A 20,218-nucleotide genomic window follows, 5' to 3' on the forward strand; every position below is an offset into this window, starting at 1 on the left:
CCGTTTCTGGAGTTACACCATGGCTGTTCAACGTACTTTCTCGATTATCAAGCCTGATGCCGTTGCTAAAAACGTAATCGGCGAGATCACCACCCGCTTCGAAAAAGCCGGTCTGCGTGTCGTGGCTTCGAAACTGAAGCAACTGTCCAAGGCCGAGGCCGAAGGCTTCTACGCTGAGCACAGCGCTCGTGGTTTCTTCGGTGACCTGGTTGCTTTCATGACTTCCGGTCCGGTTGTGGTTCAGGTTCTGGAAGGCGAGAACGCCATCCTGAAAAACCGCGAACTGATGGGCGCTACCAACCCTAAAGAAGCTGCTGCCGGCACCATCCGTGCTGACTTCGCCGAATCCATCGACGCCAACGCCGTCCACGGTTCTGACTCCGAAGCCGCTGCTGCTCGCGAAATCGCTTACTTCTTCGCTGCTACCGAGGTAACCACTCGCTAAGCTGCCGCTGCGAGTGAGGGTGAATCCATGACTGACACAACTGGCAAAATCAACCTGCTGGGTCTGACCCAGCCGGAAATGGAAAAATTCTTCGAGTCCATCGGGGAGAAACGCTTCCGCGCCGGTCAGGTCATGAAGTGGATTCACCACTATGGCGTCGATAATTTCGAGGCCATGACGAACGTCGGCAAGGCGCTGCGCGAAAAGCTCGAGCGCCATGCCGAAATTCGCGGTCCTGAGGTCGTCAGCGAGGACATCTCCAGCGACGGAACCCGTAAATGGGTCGTGCGCGTGTCGTCCGGCAGCTGCGTCGAGACCGTCTACATCCCCCAGGGCAAGCGCGGCACCTTGTGTGTCTCTTCCCAGGCGGGCTGCGCGCTGGATTGCAGTTTCTGCTCTACCGGCAAGCAAGGCTTCAACAGCAACCTCACCGCCGCCGAAGTCATCGGCCAGGTGTGGATTGCCAACAAATCTTTCGGCAGTGTCCCGGCAACCGTCGACCGTGCCATCACCAACGTAGTGATGATGGGCATGGGCGAGCCATTGCTGAACTTCGACAATGTCATTGCGGCCATGCGTCTGATGATGGACGACTTCGGCTATGGCATCTCCAAACGCCGGGTGACCCTGTCCACCTCAGGCGTGGTACCGATGATCGACGTGCTGGCCCAGCACATCGACGTCTCCCTGGCCCTGTCGCTGCACGCGCCCAACGACGCGCTGCGCAACCAGCTGGTACCGATCAACAAGAAATACCCGCTCAAGATGCTCCTCGAATCCTGCCGCAACTACATGTCGGCGCTGGGCGAGAAGCGTGTCCTGACCATCGAGTACACATTGCTCAAGGACATCAACGATCGTCCCGAGCACGCTGTCGAGATGATCGAGCTACTCAAGGACACCCCGTGCAAAATCAACCTGATCCCGTTCAACCCGTTCCCCCATTCGGGCTACGAGCGTCCGAGCAACAACGCGATTCGCCGTTTCCAGGATCTGTTGCATCAGGCCGGTTTTAACGTCACCGTGCGCACCACGCGCGGTGAGGACATCGATGCTGCCTGCGGCCAGTTGGTCGGGCAGGTAATGGACCGCACTCGCCGCAGCGAACGCTACATCGCTGTACGTGAACTCAGTGCCGAGACCGAAGGGGCTCAGGTCGCTGCGGCTCGCGGCTGAAGTCCTTGCGACTCGCAAATGACTGCGAATTTGACTGAGAGGATCTCTATGTTCCTGCGCGCTGCGCTGCTGCTGTGTTTTGCCACGTTGCTGGCGGGTTGTGTGTCCACCGGCAACGTCAATCCGCTGAGCACCGGCAAGGGGCGTGAAGAAGCTCGTCAGGCTTATGTGCAACTGGGCCTGGGCTACCTGCAACAGGGCCAGACCGAGCGCGCCAAGGCGCCACTGAAAAAGGCGCTGGAACTGGACAGTTCCGACGCCGATGCCAATGCTGCGCTGGCGCTGGTCTTCCAGACAGAGGCAGAACCTGAGTTGGCCGACCAGTACTACCGCAAGGCGCTGTCCGCCCGCTCCAAAGATGCCCGAATCCTGAATAACTACGGCAGTTTTCTCTACCAGCAGAAGCGCTACAAGGATGCTTACGAGCGCTTTCAGCAGGCAGCCAATGATAATCTCTACGCCGAACGTGCCCGGGTTTTCGAAAACCTGGGCATGACTGCATTGATGCTCGGCAACCGCGACGTGGCACGTGAGCATTTCGACAAGGCCCTGCGCCTCGATCGCCAACAGCCACGCGCGTTGCTGGAAATGGCTGAGTTGTCTTACGAAGACAGGCATTATGTGCCGGCGCGTGACTTTTACGACCGTTTCAGTCAGTTGAGTGAGCAGAACGCCCGCAGCCTGCTGCTGGGTACGCGACTGGCGAAAATCTATGACGATCGCAACAAGGCAGCCAGTTATGGCCTGCAACTAAAAAGACTCTATCCCGGTACGCCGGAATATCAGCAATACCTGTCGGAGCAATGATGAAAGCGGCGCATCCCGAAGTTGTAGCAGCCACTCGCACGAACCCCGGTGAAACGTTGCGCCAGGCTCGCGAGAGTAAAAACTGGACGCTGCCAGATGTGGCTCTGAGGCTGAACCTCACCGCGACCTCCCTGGGGTATGTGGAATCGGGCGATTTTGACAAGCTGCCGGGCCATACCTTCGCCCGGGGCTACATCCGTGCCTACGCCAAACTGATGGGCCTGGACCAGACCGCGCTGGTGGCCCAGTTCGACCAGTACACTGGCACCGACGGCAAGGGCAGCAACGTCCACGCCCTGGGCCGCATCGAAGAGCCTGTGCGCCTGTCTCATAACATTTTGCGCATCGTCAGCCTGTTGCTGCTGGTCGCGTTGATTGGCGGCGGTTTTGTGTGGTGGCAGGATCAGTCGACCCTGCGTGGCAAAGAGCCGACCGGCCTGGCCATGGAACATGTCGAAGTCGAAAGCGCCGACGGCACCACTCAGATTCACCCGCTGGACGAGCCGGAAGACCAGGCTGCCCAAGGCCAGAACAATACCGCGCCGTTGCCGCTGAACAACGCCGAGCCTGCTTCGCCTGCGTCGACTACTTCGGCAGCGCCTGTCACGCCTGCGCCAGTGACGACCGCTCCGGTTGCGCCAGCCGCCCCCGCACATACCGCGCCAGCCCCGACGGCGCCGGCCACGGCCGCCGTGCCTGCGCCAGCGCCTGCCCAGACGCCAGCGTCGACTGAAGCCGCGCCGGTGCCTGCCGGTTTCGGCCGCGTGCAGATCCAGTTCACGGCCGATTGCTGGTTCCAGGTCACCGATGCCAATGGCAAGGTGCTGACCAGCGGTCTCAAACGCGCCAACGACAGCGTCGACGTCAGCGGCAAGCCGCCTCTGGCCGTGCGCCTGGGCGTTGCCCGTGCCGCGCAGGTCAGCTACAACGGCCAGCCAGTCGATGTCACACCCTTTACCTCGGGCCAGACGGCTCGCATGAAGCTGGGGCAATAACATGCACGGCGAATCTCCGATCAAACGTCGCGTATCGCGCAAAATCTGGGTCGGCTCCGTGCCAGTCGGTGGTGATGCGCCGATCGCAGTACAGAGCATGACCAACAGCGACACCAACGATGTCGCCGCCACGGTCGCCCAGATCAATCGTCTGGAAGCGGCGGGCGTGGACATCGTTCGCGTCTCCGTTCCCGATATGGACGCCGCCGAAGCCTTCGGTCGCATCAAGCAACTGGTCAAGGTGCCTCTGGTTGCGGACATTCATTTCGACTACCGGATCGCGCTGCGCGTGGCCGAGCTGGGCGTCGACTGCCTGCGCATCAACCCGGGCAACATCGGTCGCGAAGACCGTGTGCGTGCCGTGGTCGATGCCGCCCGTGATCGCGGTATCCCGATCCGCATCGGCGTCAACGCCGGTTCCCTGGAAAAGGACCTGCAGAAGAAGTACGGCGAACCCACTCCGGCAGCCCTGGTGGAGTCGGCCCTGCGCCACGTCGAGCACCTCGAACGCCTGAATTTCCAGGACTTCAAGGTCAGCGTAAAGGCTTCCGACGTCTTCATGGCTGTTGAAGCGTACCGTCTGCTGGCCAAGGAAATCGTCCAACCCCTGCACCTTGGCATCACCGAAGCCGGTGGTTTGCGTTCAGGCACAGTGAAATCGGCCGTCGGCCTAGGTATGCTGCTGGCCGAAGGAATCGGCGACACCATCCGTATCTCGCTGGCCGCCGATCCTGTGGAAGAAGTGAAAGTCGGCTACGACATCCTCAAGTCGCTGCACCTGCGTTCCCGTGGTATCAACTTCATCGCCTGCCCGAGCTGCTCGCGGCAGAACTTCGATGTAGTCAAGACCATGAACGAGCTGGAAGGGCGCCTTGAAGACCTACTGGTCCCGCTGGATGTGGCGGTGATCGGTTGTGTGGTGAACGGTCCGGGTGAAGCCAAGGAGGCCCATATCGGCCTGACGGGCGGCACGCCGAATTTGATCTACATCGATGGCAAGCCGTCGCAAAAGCTGACCAATGACAATCTTGTGGACGAGCTTGAACGCCTGATCCGCGAGAAAGCGGCCGAAAAGGTCCAGGCCGACGCAGCGCTGATCGTTCGCGGCTAACCCAGTTTCCAAGGAATTTTTGTGAGTAAGTCCCTGCAAGCCATTCGTGGCATGAACGACATCCTGCCGGACCAGACGCCGCTGTGGCGCTATTTCGAAGGCACCGTATCGGGTCTGCTGGATAACTACGGTTATCGCCAGATCCGCATGCCGATCGTCGAGTTCACCGACCTGTTCAAACGCTCCATCGGCGAAGTCACCGACATCGTCGAGAAAGAGATGTACACCTTCGCTGACCGCAACGGCGATTCGCTGACCCTGCGCCCTGAAGGCACGGCGGCCTGCGTGCGCGCGGTGCTGGAGCACGGCATCACTGGCGGTGGCCAGGTGCAGAAACTCTGGTACATCGGCCCGATGTTCCGTCACGAGCGTCCGCAAAAGGGCCGTTATCGCCAGTTTCACCAGATCGGCTGCGAAGTGTTCAACCTCGACGGTCCGGATATCGATGCCGAGCTGATCGTGCTGACGTGGCGCCTGTGGGGCCTGCTGGGTATCCGCAACGCGGTCAAGCTGGAACTCAACAGCCTGGGCACCAGTGAAGCCCGTGGCCGCTACCGCGAAGCGCTGGTCGAGTACCTCTCGGCGCGTCACGAGCAACTGGACGAAGACAGCCAGCGCCGTCTGAAGACCAACCCGCTGCGCGTACTCGACACCAAGCACCCTGAAACCCAAGCCGTGCTGGTCGATGCGCCGAAGCTGGCCGACTACCTGGACGAAGAGTCCCGGGTTCACTTCGAAGGCCTGAAGGCGCGTCTGGACGCGGCGGGCATTCCTTACCTGATCAACCCGAAACTGGTTCGTGGCCTGGATTACTACAGCAAGACCGTTTTCGAATGGGTCACCGATCAGCTGGGGGCCCAGGGCACTGTCTGCGCGGGCGGTCGTTACGACGGTCTGGTCGAGCAGATGGGCGGCAAGCCCACCACTGGCGTCGGTTTTGCCATGGGCATCGAGCGTCTGGTGCTGCTGCTGGAAACCCTGGAACAGGTCCCGGAAGAGATCTCGCGCACCATCGACGTGTACGTCTGTGCCTTTGGCGAGGCGGCCGAGCTCGCAGCGCTGGCGTTGTCCGAGCGTCTGCGCGATCAGTTGCCGAAGCTGCGCCTGCAGGTCAACGCCGGAGCTGGCAGCTTCAAGAGCCAGTTCAAGAAGGCCGACAAGAGCGGCGCGCTGTACACGCTGATTCTTGGCGATGAAGAACTGGCTCGCAAGGAAGTGGGCGTCAAGCCTCTGCGCGGTCAGGGCGAACAACAAAACATTGCCTGGGATGCTCTGTCCGAGCACCTGGCCGCCTGCATCCAGCAGGGTTGAAGCTGAATAACAAGCGATTTAGCGAAAGCGAATAGGAGTATTGGGGTGTCGAGTACCGATGATGAACAGCTGGCGGCGGTAAAGGACTGGTGGCAGCGTAACGGCAAGCCCCTGGTCACCGGCGGTCTGCTCGCGGTGATCGTGGTGTTGGGCTGGCAAGCCTGGCATCGCTATCAGAACAACCAGGCACAAGGTGCTTCGGCGCTGTATCAGCAATTACTGGAAACGGCACTGACGCCGAGCGGCCAGGCCGATGCCGGTCAGGTCGCGCAGATCGCCGGCAAGCTGAAAAGCGATTTCGGTGGCACAGCCTACGCCCAGTACGGCAGCCTGTTCGTGGCCAAGGTCGCGGTCGATACCGGCAAGCTGGACGACGCAGCAAGCGAGCTCAAGGCCGTCAGCGACAAGCCCGTCAACCCGACGCTGGGCGAAATCGCCCGTCAGCGTCTGGCTCGCGTGCTCGCGGCGCAGAACAAGGCCGAAGACGCCCTGAAGCTGCTCGACGGTCAGGTCGACAAGTCGTTCGAAGCCAGCCGTGAAGAGCTGCGTGGCGACCTGCTGGTTCAGCTGGGTCGTACCGATGATGCTTATGCTGCATACAAGAAAGCCAAGGCTGCGCTGTCCGAGCAATCGGCGGTCGGTGGTCTGCAAATGAAGCTCGACGATCTGGCGAAAGGGGATGCGTGACGTGATTCGTTGGAAACATGCAGCATTGCTGGCTCTGGCCGTTCTGGCCGCGGGTTGCAGCAGCAACAGCAAAAAGGAATTGCCTCCGGCGGAGCTGGTCGACTTCAAAGAAGAAGTGACCCTGCAGAAGCTGTGGAGCCGCTCGGTCGGTGACGGCCAGGGCGACATCTACAACATGCTGGTCCCGGCCATCGACGGCGAGAACATCTACGCCGCCGACGCCAGCGGTCTGGTCATGGCGATCAACCGCAGCAACGGTGACTTGGTCTGGAAGAAAGAGATCGAGCAGCCTGTTTCCGGCGCTGTCGGTGTCGGCTCCGGTATGGTCATGCTCGGCACCCTGCGCGGCGAAGTGATCGTCCTCGACGAAGCCACGGGCGAGCAGAAGTGGAAGGCCAAGGCGACCAGCGAAGTGCTGTCCGCGCCAGCCACCAACGGTGATGTGGTCGTTGCCCAGACCCAGGATGACCGTGTCATCGGTTACGACGCCGCCACCGGCAACCAGCGCTGGATCTACGAGAGCAGTCCTGCGGTGCTGACGCTGCGTGGCACTGGCGCGCCGATCGTTGCAGGTCAACTGGCTGTTGCCGGCCTGTCGACCGGCAAGGTCGTGGCGCTGGACACCTCCAACGGCGTTCCTGTGTGGGAGCAGCGGGTTGCGATTCCACAAGGTCGCTCCGAGCTGGATCGTGTGGTCGACATCGACGGCGGTCTGCTGCTGTCGGGCAGCACGCTGTACGTGGCGACCTATCAGGGCCGCGTTGCGGGCCTGGAGCTGCAGAGCGGTCGCATTCTGTGGCAGCGTGATGCGTCGAGCTACTCGGGCGTCGCCCAGGGCTTCGGCAGCGTCTATGTGTCGCTGGCCAGCGGCACCGTTGAAGGCGTCGATGAGCGTTCGTCCACTGCGCTGTGGAGCAATGACTCACTGGCCCGTCGTCAACTGGGTTCGCCTGAGGTGTTCTCCAGCTACGTGGCAGTCGGTGACATGGAAGGCTATCTGCACCTGCTCAGCCAGGTCGACGGTCACTTCGTCGGCCGTGAAAAGATCGACAGCGACGGCCTGCGCGCTCGTCCGTTGGTCTCGGGCAACACCATTTACGTCTTCGGCAACAGCGGCAAGCTGGAAGCCCTGACGATCAAGTAGTGGCTGTCTATGCTAGAGGAGGCTGGCGTGCCGGCTTTCCTCTGGCGACCCCGCACTGACGGGGCTTGCGGCGATTTATGTGCCGCTCCGAACTCCGGCCGCTGCCTTGCAGCGGCTTTTGTATTTTCTGAAATAACGAAGTGGAGAGCCGCATGGTTCCCGTAATCGCCTTGGTGGGTCGACCGAACGTCGGCAAGTCCACCTTGTTCAACCGCCTGACCCGAAGTCGCGACGCTATCGTCGGCGACCTGTCCGGTCTGACCCGTGATCGCCAGTATGGCGAGGCCAAATGGCAAGGGCGCACCTACATCGTGATCGACACCGGCGGTATCTCCGGCGACGAGCACGGCATGGACGAAAAGATGGCAGAGCAGTCGCTGCTGGCCATCGAAGAAGCCGACGTCGTTCTGTTCCTGGTAGACGCCAAGGCCGGTTTCACTGCGGCCGACCAGATGATTGGCGAGCACCTGCGCAAGCGCAACAAGACCTCGTACGTGATCGCCAACAAGGTCGACAACATCGACCCTGACATGGCTCGCGCCGAGTTCGCCCCGCTGGGCATGGGCGATGCGATCCCGATCGCCGGAGCTCACGGCCGTGGCATCACGCAGATGCTGGACATCGCCCTGCGCGAATTCCCGAAAGACGCCGACGAAGTTGAAGAGGGCGAAGAGGAAGACGTCGCTGAAGGCGAAGAAGCCAAGCGCATTCCTGGCCCGAGCGAGAAAGACGGCATCAAGATCGCCATCATCGGTCGTCCCAACGTCGGCAAGTCGACGCTGGTCAACCGCATGCTCGGCGAAGACCGCGTGATCGTCTACGACCAGCCCGGCACCACCCGCGACAGCATCTACATCCCGTTCGAACGCAACGAGGAAAAGTACACGCTGATCGACACCGCCGGTGTCCGTAAGCGCGGCAAGATCCACGAGGAAGTCGAAAAGTTCTCGGTGGTGAAAACCCTGCAGGCGATCAAAGACGCCAACGTGGTGATCTTCGTGATGGACGCCCGCGAAGGCGTGGTCGACCACGATCTCAACCTGCTGGGCTTCGCTCTGGAAGCAGGTCGTGCCTTGGTCATCGCCCTGAACAAATGGGACGGCATGGAGCCGAGCGAACGTGAATACGTGAAGACTGAATTGCAGCGCCGACTGTTTTTCGTCGACTTCGCCGACATTCACTTCATCTCCGCGCTGCACGGCACCGGCGTCGGTAACCTGTACCAGTCGGTGCAGAACTCGTTCAAGTCGGCAGTCACCCGCTGGCCGACCAGCCGCCTGACCCAGATCCTCGAAGACGCCGTCAGCGAGCACCAGCCGCCGATGGTCAACAGCCGCCGGATCAAGCTGCGTTACGCTCACCTGGGTGGTGCGAACCCGCCGCTGATCGTGATCCACGGCAACCAGGTCGAGAAAGTGCCGAAGTCCTATGTCCGCTATCTGGAGAACACCTACCGACGCGTGCTCAAGCTGGTCGGTACGCCGATCCGCATCGAGTTCAAAGGCGGCGACAACCCGTACGAAGGCAACAAGAACACGCTTACTGACCGTCAGGTCAACAAGAAGCGGCGCTTGATGTCGCACCACAAGAAAGCCGAGAAGAAGCGCAAGGACAAGCGCTGATTGGGTAACGGACTTTCTTCGAAAAAGGCGCCAATGGCGCCTTTTTTTGTGGCGCCTGTCTGGGCTATCCTGCGGGTTCCCGTGCCGTTCTGGAGCCGGGTGTGGAGCAGGAAAACCCCATGATCACCAGTAAATTGCCGAACGTTGGCACCACCATTTTTACCGTGATGTCCCAGCTTGCAGCCGAAACCGGGGCGATCAACCTTTCTCAGGGTTTTCCTGATTTCGACGGGCCCGACGCGCTGCGCGAGGCCCTTTGCCGTCACACCATGGACGGCCATAACCAGTACGCGCCCATGGCCGGGCTGCCCGCATTGCGACAGCAGGTGGCAGCGAAAATCGCCCGTTCCTACGGCCGTCAGGTCAACGTCGACACTGAAGTCACGATCACGCCGGGGGCAACCCACGCGATCTTCTGTGCGATCCAGACCGTTGTTCGCGCGGGCGATGAAGTCATCGTTTTCGACCCCAGCTACGACAGCTACGAGCCATCGGTGGAACTGGCCGGCGGTCGCTGCGTGCATGTGCAACTCAAGGACGGCGAGTTCTCCATCGACTGGGAGAAACTCAGTGCAGCCCTGAGCCCCAAGACCCGCATGATCATCATCAATACGCCGCACAATCCCAGCGGCGCGTTGATCACCCGTGGCGAGCTGGATCAACTGGCCGCGCTGATTCGCGACCGCGACATCTATCTGGTCAGCGACGAAGTGTACGAACACCTGGTGTTCGACGGCGTGAAGCACGCCAGCGTCCTGGCCCACGAAGAACTTTACGAGCGCGCCTTCGTGGTCAGCTCGTTCGGCAAGACCTATCACGTCACCGGCTGGAAAACCGGCTACCTCGTCGCGCCGCCCGCGCTGACCGCCGAGATGCGCAAGATCCACCAGTTCGTCGGTTTCTGTGGCGTCACGCCGCTGCAATGGGCACTGGCCGATTTCATGGCGGCCTGCCCTGAGCACGTCGAAGAACTGCCTGCGTTCTATCAGGCCAAGCGCGACTTTTTCTGTGATCGTCTGGAAAGCTCGCGTTTCACCTTCAGGCGTGCGGCGGGGACCTACTTCCAGTTGGTCGATTACTCGGCGATCCGCCCGGACCTCAACGACGTCGAGATGTCCCTGTGGATGACTCGCGAACATGGCGTTGCGAGCATTCCGCCGTCGGTGTTTTACCACAACCCACCCGAAGGTCAGCGCCTGATTCGCCTGTGCTTTCCAAAGCGAGAGGAAACGTTGCGTCTGGCAGCGGAAAAACTATGCGCGATTTGAGTCAACTTCCGAACCTGAACGTCGCGCTGGTGCAGACCACGCTGGTCTGGCACGACCGCCAGGCTAACCATGCGCACTTCGAAGAGTTGCTCTCCCAGGCCGAGGGCGCTGATTTGGTCATCCTGCCGGAGATGTTCACCACGGGCTTTTCCATGGATTCCGAAACCTTGGCCGAGCCAGAAAACGGCGTCACGTCGAAGTGGTTGCTGAGTCAGGCAAAACGCCTCAATGCGGTGGTAACCGGCAGCGTAATCATTCGAGCAGCCGACGGCAGTCATCGCAATCGCCTGCTGTGGGCGCGGCCTGACGGCGAGCTGCTGCACTATGACAAGCGTCACTTGTTCCGCATGGCTGGCGAGCACGAGCACTACAGCCCTGGCGAGCGTCAGGTGCAGTTCGAACTCAAGGGGTGGCGGATTCGCCCGCTGATCTGCTACGACCTGCGCTTCCCGGTCTGGAGCCGAGGCGCTCAGGACACCGATCTGTTGCTCTACACCGCCAACTGGCCCGGGGCCCGTCGTCTGCATTGGAACCGGTTGTTGCCTGCGCGGGCCATCGAAAACCTGTGCTACGTGGCGGCGGTCAATCGCGTGGGTGTCGACGGCAAGGGTGCTGCGTATACCGGCGACAGCCAGGTGCTGGATTTCCAGGGTGAAAGCCTGCTGAACATCGGTGAGGCCGACGGCGTGTTTCATGTCAGCCTGTCTGCCGAAAGTCTTGCGGCGTACCGCCAGAAATTCCCGGCATATCTCGACGCTGATACATTCGAGATACACTAAAGTCATGGAGTTGGCGGGGTGTGCGGTCGATAGCGTGGCAACCTAAACAGGAGATCCGCAATGACCAGCATCAGCACATCCTCGCTCAGTTCCTATTCCAGCGCCTTCACGGTCGCGATCAAGAAAGACACCACAGCCACCAGCGCCGACAGCGATAAATCCACTACCGCTGCAACTGATGCCGCCTCGGCTGCCTCGGAAAAGACCGCGGCTGGCGGCGCGAGTGGTGCGGGCGGCGCAGACGGCAGCTCCAGCTCCAGCTCATCCAGCGAGAGCGAGCAGGCCATCGAGAAGCTCGAGCAGCAGATCAAGGAAACCCAGAAGCAACTGCAAGAGCAGGAGCAGCAACTGGCTGCTGCTCAAGCGGGCGGCGGCTCGGACGAAGAAAAGGCCCAGCGCGCCATGGCCATTCAGGGCCAGATATCGACCACCACCGCGACCCTGTCCACGCAGGAAGCGGCACTGGCGCAGCTGCAGAAGTCCGGCAGCATCAACACAACCGCCTGATCCCCTGATCCTGAACAACGCTCCATGGCCTGCGCCGTGGGGCGTTTTCGTGGGCGCCACATGATGAGCTTCAGTTCTTTGTAAGCCGGCCGATACAAAGGCACTAACAAGGAGTTCAACATGACCACTATCAATACGAGTTCGTTGAGTGCCTACTCCAGCGTCTTCACGACAGCTGTCAGAAATGACGAATCCACCAAGAGTGAGGCGACCACTGTCGACGTCAATCTGCGGGGCAATGTTTACGAGCCGCCGAAGGCTGCCGGTAGTGCCAGTAGTGCGGAAACGGCCACGACTCGCGAGCAGTTGATCAAGCAGCTTCAAGAGCAGATCAAGCAAACCCAGAAGATATTGGAACAACAACAGCAGCAACTTGCAGCAGCCCAGGCAAGCAAAGCGCCAGAGCAAGAGAAGGCTGCGCAAGTCATGGCGATTCAACAACAGATTTCCGGCACCGTGGCACAAATGGCAGCCCAGCAAGCTGCACTGCTTGAGCTGATGAAAGGCTCGGTCAGCACCACCGCCTGATCAGACAACAATTCACGAAAAAGGCCCTGAAGCGTTTGCTTCAGGGCCTTTTTTGTGTCTGCCCGGAATCTATCAACTGTGGGAGCGAATTCATTCGCGATACGGCGGTACATCCGAAAAATATCTTTCGGATGTACCGACCCCTCGCGAATGAATTCGCTCCCACAGGGGCTGATGCGTTATGCAGCTTTAGCAGCCGTCTCAGCTTGAATCAGACCACGGTTCAACGCGCTGAACAGGGCCTTGAAGCTGGCGGTGGTGATGTTTTCATCGATACCCACGCCATGCACTGCACGATCACCGTTCACGCGCAGCTCGATATAGGCAGCGGCCTTGGCCGTGGTGCCTGCGCCGATGGCGTGTTCGTTGTAGTCCATGATCTCTGCCTTCACCGGCAGCCCGGCGACCAGGGCTTCCAGCGCGCCATTGCCACGACCTTTCCAGTGCAGGTTGCTCTCGCCGTCGCCTTTAGCGGTGACTTCGACTTCCACGGCACTGTGGCCGTTTTCTTCCTGCAGACGATGGCTGACCAGTGCGTATGGCTTGTTGGCTTGCAGGTATTCATTCTTGAACAGCGTATAGATCTGCTGGGCGGTCATTTCCAGGCCCAGGCGGTCGGTTTCGCCCTGAACCACCTGACTGAACTCGATCTGCATGCGACGCGGCAGCGAGATGCCGTATTCCTGTTCCAGCAGGTAGGTAATGCCACCTTTGCCGGACTGGCTGTTCACACGGATCACCGCTTCGTAGCTGCGGCCGATGTCTGCCGGGTCGATCGGCAGGTACGGCACTTCCCACAGCGCATCGTCTTTCTGCTGGGTGAAACCTTTGCGAATGGCGTCCTGGTGCGAGCCGGAGAACGCGGTGTGAACCAGGTCGCCGACGTACGGGTGACGTGGGTGAACCGGGATCTGGTTGCACTCTTCCACGACCTTGCGCACGCCGTCGATGTCGGAAAAGTCCAGCTGCGGGTTCAGACCCTGGGTGTACATGTTGAGGGCAACAGTCACCAGATCGACGTTACCGGTGCGCTCGCCGTTGCCAAACAGGCAACCTTCGACGCGGTCTGCACCAGCCATCAAGCCCAGCTCGGTAGCGGCAACGCCCGTGCCACGGTCGTTATGGGTGTGCAGGCTGATGATCACGCTGTCGCGACGGTTGATGTTGCGGCAGAACCACTCGATCTGGTCGGCGTAGATGTTCGGGGTAGCGACTTCAACGGTGGCCGGCAGGTTGAGGATCACCTTGTTCTGCGGCGTGGCGTTCCACACTTCTACAACGGCGTCGCAGACTTCCTTGGCGAACTCCAGTTCGGTGGCACTGAAGGTTTCAGGCGAGTACTCGAACTGCCACTGGGTTTCCGGCTGCTGGGCGGCGTATTTGACGAACAGCTTGGCAGCATTGACCGCGATGGCCTTGATGCCGTCTTTGTCCTGGTTGAAGACGATGCGGCGGAAGGACGGCGAGGTCGCGTTGTACAGGTGAACGATGGCTTTCTTGGCACCGCGCAGGGATTCGAACGTGCGTGCGATCAGGTCTTCACGGCCTTGGGTCAGCACCTGAATGGTGGTGTCGTCCGGGATGTGGCCGTCTTCGATCAGGGTGCGCACGAAATCGAAGTCGGTCTGCGAGGCTGCCGGGAACGAGGCTTCGATTTCCTTCACGCCCACTTGCACCAGGGTTTTCCAGAAGCGCAGTTTCTTGACCGAATCCATAGGCTCGATCAGCGATTGGTTACCGTCGCGCAGGTCGGAGCTGCACCAGATCGGCACTTGCGTAATGGTCTTGGAAGGCCAGGTGCGATCAGGCAGGTCGATGACGGGAAATGCGCGGTACTTCTTCGAGGGATCTTTGAGCATGGTCATGTGAATAATCCTTGTTGTACGCAGGGCCGAGAGATGGCGGCCAGCCGGTTGTTACGAAAATGCAGCACAGGTATTGCGTCGAGGCAGCGCGATTGTGCCTGGCAGTCGCGCACTGACGAGGCTGAGGCAGCGATGTTGACGCAGCAGGATGAGGGTTTGAGGCGTTTTCATGTGTCCAACCGTAACCAATAGGGTGAAAGCTGGCAAGCAGTTGGAAAAAATTGGGAGAAGTATTGGAAAAGAGGGGCTTTCAGCTTTTTTTAAGCAGTTTTGTAGATTTTTGCGAGATTTTATTGCCGGGCTTTTTCAGACCGCGCACAGGATCATTGTAGGAGCGCGCTTGCCCGCGATTGCGGTGTGTCATTCGGACTCCAGGGTGCCAGACAGATTGCTATCGCGGGCTAGCGCGCTCCTACAGGTTGTGGAGCGCTTACAGAATTGAGTCACTCGGGTGGCGTTAAGGCTGAAACGCATTGATAAAGATCGCAGGATCCACCCGGGCATCATTCAAACTCACGTTCCAGTGCATGTGCGGCCCGGTTGCCCGACCGGTCGAACCCACACGACCCACCACGCCGCCACGGGGCACGGCGTCGCCGACTTTTACGTCGATCTTCGACATGTGGCAGAACATGCTGATGAAGCCTTGACCGTGGTCGACGAACACCGTGTTGCCATTGAAGAAGTAATTGCCGATCAGGATGACCTTGCCCGCCGCAGGCGACTTGATCGGTGTCCCCGCAGGCACCGCGAAGTCCAGACCCGCGTGAGGGTTGCGCTCTTCACCATTGAAGAAGCGACGCACGCCAAACTTGCTCGACAGCGGTCCGTCCACGGGTTTGTCCAGCAGCAGATTGCTCGGCGTCACCGGGCTGAAAGTGCGATAGGCGCGGACCTGCACGTCCAGTTCCTGCTCGATGCGCTTGAGGTCGTCCGGGTTCGGATTGACCTGGCGCTGATTCTTCAGGGTGATGTGCTGCTCAGGGTATTTCTTGCTCCCCACCGTGAACGGCAGATTGCGACCACCGCTGTTCACCTGCTGCGACGAGCCTGGTTTGATGGTCAGCGCAATGCCGACGATGGCCTGCCAGCGCGCGTCCTGATCCTTGACCACTAGCACCGGTTTGCCTTGCCACGTGGCTTTGGGCGCCTGGGCGGCAGGGCCCAGGTCCACTACGGCAACGCCGCCTGGCACCGGCTTGTTCAGCAGGCGAGAAAGGTAACTGTCGGCATGGGCCGGAAGCGCCAGACACATGGCCAGCGCGGCCCCAGCCAGAGAACGGGAGATAAAAGGCAGCATCGATCAATCCAGAAGGGAAAGGGTGACGGGCGTCAGATGGTTGTCTTCGACGCGCACCTGCAGTTCGCCCTCGGCCAGCTTTGCCGTAAGGCGCTGGCCGGTTTTGGTCTGTTCGGCGGCGCGAATCGCTCGGCCACGCTCGTCCAGCAGGATGCTGTAACCGCGTCCGAGGGTCGCCAGCGGGCTGACCACGTTGAGCGTCTGCACCTGATTCTGCAATTGCAGGCGGCGGGTCTTGAGGTTCTCCTTGATCGCACGGGGCAGGCGCTCGGCGAGCACGTCCAGACGCTGTTTGAGAAACGTCAGTGTGCGGCCGGGATGTTGCGCTGCCAGCCGACTTTCCAGGTGGCTCATGCGCACCTGACGTTTGTGCAGCAACTGTTCGAAGGCCCGGCGCAGGCGCATGTCCAGATCGTCCAGACGTTGCGCGCGCTGGCGCAAACGTTCGCCCGGATGCCGCAGACGGCGGGAAATGCCGTCCAGACGCAGCTGGTCGCGCATCAGCCGGTCGCGCATGCGCGTGACCAGTCGGCGCTGCAGGTTTTCGACGCGGCGGTGCAGGTCGCTGGAATCGGGGGCGAGCAGTTCGGCGGCAGCGGAAGGCGTGGGGGCGCGCACGTCAGCGACGAAGTCACTGATCGATACATCGGTTTCATGGCCGACCGCGCTGACGATGGGCGTCACGCAGGCATCGATGGCGCGGGCCACGGCTTCTTCGTTGAAGCACCAGAGGTCCTCCAGAGAGCCGCCGCCACGGGCCAGAATCAGCGCATCGAAACCTCGGGAGTCCGCCAGCTTCAGTGCACGGACGATCTGATTGATCGCCTCGCGGCCTTGCACGGCAGTGGGGATCAGCGTCAGTTCGACCTGTGGCGCACGACGGCGGAACACGCTGATGATGTCGCGAATCACCGCGCCGGTGGGTGAGCTGACAATGCCGATGCGTTGCGGATGCAAGGGCAGGGCGACCTTGCGCTCGGCGCTGAACAGCCCTTCGGCGTTGAGCTTTTCTTTGAGCGCGTCGAAAGCCAGACGCAGCGCGCCATCACCGGCAGGCTCCACGGTGTCGAGGATCAGCTGGTAATCGCCACGACCCTCGAACAGCGAGACCTTGCCCCGCACCTTGACCGCCAGGCCGTCCTTGAGCGCCTGCCTGACCCGCGCGGCATTGCTGCGAAACAGCGCGCATCGTACCTGGGCGCCGCTGTCCTTCAGGGTGAAGTAGACGTGGCCGGACGCCGGGCGCGACAGGTTGGAAATCTCTCCCTCGACCCAGATGCTGGAAAACACATCCTCCAGCAGCACGCGCGCGCGGCCGTTGAGCTGGCTGACAGTGAGGACTTCCCGGTCAAGGCCGAGTCTTGCAAAGGGGTCTTTGATCATGCCAGGCATGATAAAGGCATTGGGGTGTGGGTCACCAGATTAATACACCTGTGCGCAGATCAAACTGTGGGAGCGAATTCATGCGCGAGAGGCAGGTACATCCCATACATATCTGTCGCCAGTACTCACGCATCGCGGATGAATTCGCTCCCCACAGGAATCGGTTTTTCTTCCAATAACGCACTCTCGAGATATGCTGTGCTCCGCCGCTTATCCAAGGAGGACACAATGCTCACCAGCCTCGCCGAGTTGTCGGGTGTTTTCGATCAGTTGGGGTTGACCCCGCTGGACTGGCTGTTCATCGAGGGCGGCGTGATCGCCGCCTATCTGGTCTTCGCCATCGCAGGCTTCGGCACCGCGCTGGTGGCAGGCCCTGTGCTTATCCACTTCATGCCGCTGTCGCGGATCATCCCGTTGCTGGTGATGCTGGATTTCCTCGCGGCCTTCAGTCATCTGCTGCCCTCGCGGCAATCGGTGGTGCGCGCCGAGCTGTTGCGCATGGTGCCGTGCATGGCGGTGGGTTGTGCCTTGGGCGTGCTGTTTCTGCTCAACCTGAAATCCGATGTCCTTCTATTAATGATGGGGCTATTCCTGATCGGCTATTCGATCTACAGCCTGGCGGTGAAAGTGCGCCCGACCCAGTTGTCTGCCGGATGGTCGATTCCGATGGGCACCCTGGGCGGGCTGTTCGGCGCCTTGTTCGGCAGCGGCGGGTTTCTCTATGCGATCTACCTCAACGGCCGATTGACTGACAAGATGCAGGCACGCGCCACGCAGAACGCGCTGATCAGTTGCAGCACCATCGTGCGCCTGAGCCTGTTCGTGATCACCGGGGTGTATGCGCAGGTTTCGCTGATGGTCATGGCCGTGTGCCTGTTGCCCGCGATGCTGGTGGGGTCGTGGGTCGGTCGGCGGCTGGTGATGCGCCTGTCGCGGGAGATGTTCGTGCGGCTGGTGACGTGGATGGTGCTGATCAGCGGCATCACGCTGATCGGTCGCTACCTCGCCGGTTGACGGTCTGGCGGGCTGAGGGCTCTACTTGACGTCATCGGCGGTGGCATTAAGCTGCCGCCCCCGATCACGCGTCAGGCAGGCCCGTCATGAATACCCAGAGCATCATCGTCCCGCAGATCTCCAGCTTTCCCGCCCATGAGGCGAAGGCGCGGGTGATTCTGCGTTGGCTGGTCAAGCTCGATGTCGTCGAAGAGTCGCTGACCACTTGCGGGCGCAGCTTCAATCGCATGGCCTACGCGATTGCCCCCGGTGCACGGCGTTTTGTCGAGAACCCTGATGCGCTGCCGTATGGCCAGCCGGTCAATGGCCTGGAGATCGTGCTCAAACGCTGCATTTATACGCCCCAGCAGGGTTTCAAGGAGGAGGCCGGTTGCCCCGAGTGTCGGCGGGAAATTGGTGAAGCGTTGTTCGACAGCCTGGAGGAGTGGATGCCCAGGCACACAGACAACTTCATCTGCCCCGAATGCCGCTTCGAGGACGACATCAACGGCTTTCTGTTTCTTGATCCCTGCGGGTTTTCCAATTTGGGGTTCATCTTTAACAACTGGCTGGACGCAGGCTTCAAAGCCAGCTTTCTGGAAGAGTTCGCTGAACGTCTGGATCGCCCGGTGTCCTTCGTCAAAGTTCGGCTATAAATGCGATACTCGTCGATAGAACGCCTCGATCAAGTTGATTATCAAATAGGCTGATCTTTACATTGAGCAAGGGCAGGTGTCTGGGTATAATGGCGCGCTTCCATTTTCCCGCTCGGGAGCCCAGCGATGCTGCGTATCAGCCAAGAAGCCCTTACATTCGACGACATTCTCCTTGTGCCCGGTTATTCCGAGGTGCTTCCCAACGAAGTCAGTCTGAAAACCCGATTGACCCGTGGCATCGAACTCAACATCCCCCTCGTTTCCGCCGCTATGGACACCGTCACTGAAGCCCGTCTGGCAATCGCCATGGCTCAGGAAGGCGGCATCGGCATCATCCACAAGAACATGACCGTCGAGCAGCAGGCTGCCGAAGTGCGCAAGGTCAAGAAGTTCGAAGCGGGTGTGGTGAAGGATCCGATCACCATCGAGGCGGATGCAACGGTTCGTGACCTGTTCGAACTGACCCGTCAGCACAACATCTCCGGCGTACCGGTCCTGCATGACGGCGAACTCGTCGGCATCGTGACCTCCCGCGACGTACGCTTCGAAAACCGTCTGGACGTGCCTGTCCGCGAAGTGATGACGCCCAAAGAGCGTCTGGTCACCGTCCGCGAAGGCGCGAACAAGAACGAAGTCCGCGAGCTGCTGCACAAGCACCGCCTGGAAAAAGTCCTGATCGTCGACGACAAGTTCGCGCTCAAGGGCATGATGACCGTCAAGGACATCGAAAAAGCCAAGGCTTACCCACTGGCGAGCAAGGACGATCAAGGTCGTCTGCGCGTCGGCGCTGCAGTCGGCACTGGTAAAGACACCGGTGAGCGCGTAACCGCTCTGGTCACTGCCGGCGTTGACGTCATCGTGGTCGACACCGCCCACGGCCACTCCAAAGGCGTGATCGACCGCGTTCGCTGGGTCAAGCAGAACTTCCCTGACGTTCAGGTCATCGGCGGCAACATTGCTACGGGTGCGGCCGCTCGCGCATTGGTCGAAGCCGGCGCTGACGGCGTCAAGGTCGGTATCGGTCCGGGCTCGATCTGCACCACCCGTATCGTCGCCGGTGTTGGCGTTCCGCAAATCAGCGCTGTTGCCAACGTGGCCGCTGCGCTGGAAGGCACCGACGTTCCACTGATCGCCGACGGCGGCATCCGTTTCTCCGGTGACCTGTCCAAGGCCATCGTGGCCGGCGCCTACAGCGTGATGATGGGTTCGATGTTCGCCGGTACCGAAGAGGCTCCGGGCGAAATCGAGCTGTTCCAGGGCCGTTCGTACAAAGCCTACCGCGGCATGGGTTCGCTGGGTGCGATGTCCCAGGCGCAAGGCTCTTCGGACCGTTACTTCCAGGATTCGTCCGCAGGTGCCGAGAAGCTGGTGCCGGAAGGTATCGAAGGTCGCGTGGCCTATAAAGGCTCGCTGTCGGCCATCATCCATCAGCTGATGGGCGGTCTGCGTTCTTCCATGGGTTACACCGGCAGCGCCGACATTCAGGAAATGCGTACCAAGCCTGAATTCGTCCGCATCACCGGTGCTGGCATGGCGGAATCCCACGTCCACGACGTGCAGATCACCAAGGAAGCGCCGAACTATCGGGTCGGCTAGCCTCCCGGCGGCAAGTTATAAGCTACAAGCTGCAAGCTGATCGTA

19 protein-coding genes are annotated in these 20,218 nt (G+C 60.6%); 16 read left to right on the top strand and 3 right to left on the bottom strand.

Annotation, left to right across the window (positions count from 1 at the left end; genetic code table 11):
* Positions 1-19: 19 nt before the first annotated feature.
* The 13 genes from ndk (at position 20) to AC07V9_RS10040 (ending at position 12,380) form a co-directional block, all read left to right on the top strand.
* Entirely contained in the window at positions 20-445 is a 426-nt protein-coding gene (gene ndk / locus AC07V9_RS09980; RefSeq protein ID WP_120125639.1) for a nucleoside-diphosphate kinase, read from the top strand.
* A gap of 27 nt (positions 446-472) precedes the next feature.
* Entirely contained in the window at positions 473-1,621 is a 1,149-nt protein-coding gene (gene rlmN, locus AC07V9_RS09985; RefSeq protein ID WP_495015553.1) for a dual-specificity RNA methyltransferase RlmN, read from the top strand.
* Positions 1,622-1,669: 48 nt separating this feature from the next.
* Positions 1,670-2,428: a type IV pilus biogenesis/stability protein PilW gene (pilW, locus tag AC07V9_RS09990; protein ID WP_495015554.1), complete on the top strand. Its 759-nt coding sequence runs from the start codon at positions 1,670-1,672 to the stop codon at positions 2,426-2,428.
* Positions 2,428-3,423 carry a RodZ domain-containing protein gene (locus tag AC07V9_RS09995; protein WP_495015555.1) on the top strand — a complete coding sequence of 332 codons (996 nt, stop codon included), beginning with the start codon at positions 2,428-2,430 and terminating at the stop codon, positions 3,421-3,423. Before pilW ends, AC07V9_RS09995 begins: the two co-directional genes overlap by 1 nt.
* A 1-nt stretch (position 3,424) precedes the next feature.
* Positions 3,425-4,534 (top strand): flavodoxin-dependent (E)-4-hydroxy-3-methylbut-2-enyl-diphosphate synthase, encoded by a 1,110-nt coding sequence (gene ispG / locus AC07V9_RS10000; protein ID WP_495015556.1) that lies wholly within the window; start codon positions 3,425-3,427, stop codon positions 4,532-4,534.
* Between the two features lie 21 nt (positions 4,535-4,555).
* Positions 4,556-5,845 carry a histidine--tRNA ligase gene (gene hisS / locus AC07V9_RS10005; RefSeq protein ID WP_495015557.1) on the top strand — a complete coding sequence of 430 codons (1,290 nt, stop codon included), beginning with the start codon at positions 4,556-4,558 and terminating at the stop codon, positions 5,843-5,845.
* 45 nt (positions 5,846-5,890) lie between these two features.
* Complete coding sequence (locus AC07V9_RS10010) at positions 5,891-6,532, top strand: YfgM family protein (RefSeq protein WP_495015558.1); 642 nt, start codon at positions 5,891-5,893, stop codon at positions 6,530-6,532.
* A complete protein-coding gene (gene bamB / locus AC07V9_RS10015) occupies positions 6,525-7,676 on the top strand; it encodes an outer membrane protein assembly factor BamB (RefSeq protein ID WP_495015559.1) in 1,152 nt (383 codons plus the stop codon). The genes AC07V9_RS10010 and bamB overlap by 8 nt, the downstream gene beginning before the upstream one ends.
* 152 nt (positions 7,677-7,828) lie before the next feature.
* Positions 7,829-9,298, top strand: coding sequence for a ribosome biogenesis GTPase Der (der, locus tag AC07V9_RS10020; RefSeq protein WP_495015560.1), 1,470 nt, complete (start codon positions 7,829-7,831; stop codon positions 9,296-9,298).
* Between the two features lie 119 nt (positions 9,299-9,417).
* A complete protein-coding gene (locus AC07V9_RS10025) occupies positions 9,418-10,566 on the top strand; it encodes a pyridoxal phosphate-dependent aminotransferase (RefSeq protein ID WP_495015561.1) in 1,149 nt (382 codons plus the stop codon).
* On the top strand, positions 10,554-11,345 hold the full coding sequence (locus AC07V9_RS10030) for an amidohydrolase (RefSeq protein ID WP_495015562.1): 792 nt from the start codon (positions 10,554-10,556) through the stop codon (positions 11,343-11,345). Before AC07V9_RS10025 ends, AC07V9_RS10030 begins: the two co-directional genes overlap by 13 nt.
* 60 nt (positions 11,346-11,405) lie before the next feature.
* Positions 11,406-11,852: a hypothetical protein gene (locus AC07V9_RS10035; protein WP_495015563.1), complete on the top strand. Its 447-nt coding sequence runs from the start codon at positions 11,406-11,408 to the stop codon at positions 11,850-11,852.
* A gap of 120 nt (positions 11,853-11,972) precedes the next feature.
* Complete coding sequence (locus tag AC07V9_RS10040) at positions 11,973-12,380, top strand: hypothetical protein (RefSeq protein ID WP_495015564.1); 408 nt, start codon at positions 11,973-11,975, stop codon at positions 12,378-12,380.
* Between the two features lie 179 nt (positions 12,381-12,559).
* On the opposite strand, the gene leuA is transcribed toward AC07V9_RS10040, so the two are convergent.
* The 3 genes from leuA to xseA all read right to left on the bottom strand — a co-directional run bounded on the left by leuA (position 12,560) and on the right by xseA (position 16,928).
* The gene (gene leuA / locus AC07V9_RS10045) at positions 12,560-14,245 is read right to left on the bottom strand and encodes a 2-isopropylmalate synthase (RefSeq protein ID WP_495015565.1); all 1,686 of its coding nucleotides are present in this window, start codon (positions 14,243-14,245) and stop codon (positions 12,560-12,562) included.
* A gap of 457 nt (positions 14,246-14,702) precedes the next feature.
* On the bottom strand, positions 14,703-15,545 hold the full coding sequence (locus AC07V9_RS10050; RefSeq protein WP_495015566.1) for a peptidoglycan DD-metalloendopeptidase family protein: 843 nt from the start codon (positions 15,543-15,545) through the stop codon (positions 14,703-14,705).
* Positions 15,546-15,548: 3 nt separating this feature from the next.
* Complete coding sequence (gene xseA, locus AC07V9_RS10055; RefSeq protein ID WP_495015791.1) at positions 15,549-16,928, bottom strand: exodeoxyribonuclease VII large subunit; 1,380 nt, start codon at positions 16,926-16,928, stop codon at positions 15,549-15,551.
* A gap of 228 nt (positions 16,929-17,156) precedes the next feature.
* Here xseA and AC07V9_RS10060 point away from each other — a divergent pair, with 228 nt between their 5' ends.
* From AC07V9_RS10060 to guaB, 3 genes are all read left to right on the top strand, one after another.
* Positions 17,157-17,942, top strand: a complete 786-nt coding sequence (locus AC07V9_RS10060; RefSeq protein WP_495015567.1) for a sulfite exporter TauE/SafE family protein — start codon at positions 17,157-17,159, stop codon at positions 17,940-17,942.
* Positions 17,943-18,028: 86 nt separating this feature from the next.
* Positions 18,029-18,577 carry a sugar ABC transporter ATPase gene (locus AC07V9_RS10065; protein ID WP_495015568.1) on the top strand — a complete coding sequence of 183 codons (549 nt, stop codon included), beginning with the start codon at positions 18,029-18,031 and terminating at the stop codon, positions 18,575-18,577.
* A gap of 126 nt (positions 18,578-18,703) precedes the next feature.
* On the top strand, positions 18,704-20,173 hold the full coding sequence (gene guaB / locus AC07V9_RS10070; protein WP_495015569.1) for an IMP dehydrogenase: 1,470 nt from the start codon (positions 18,704-18,706) through the stop codon (positions 20,171-20,173).
* Positions 20,174-20,218: the final 45 nt, after the last annotated feature.

This window comes from Pseudomonas sp. GW821-FHT02A11 (assembly GCF_059421985.1).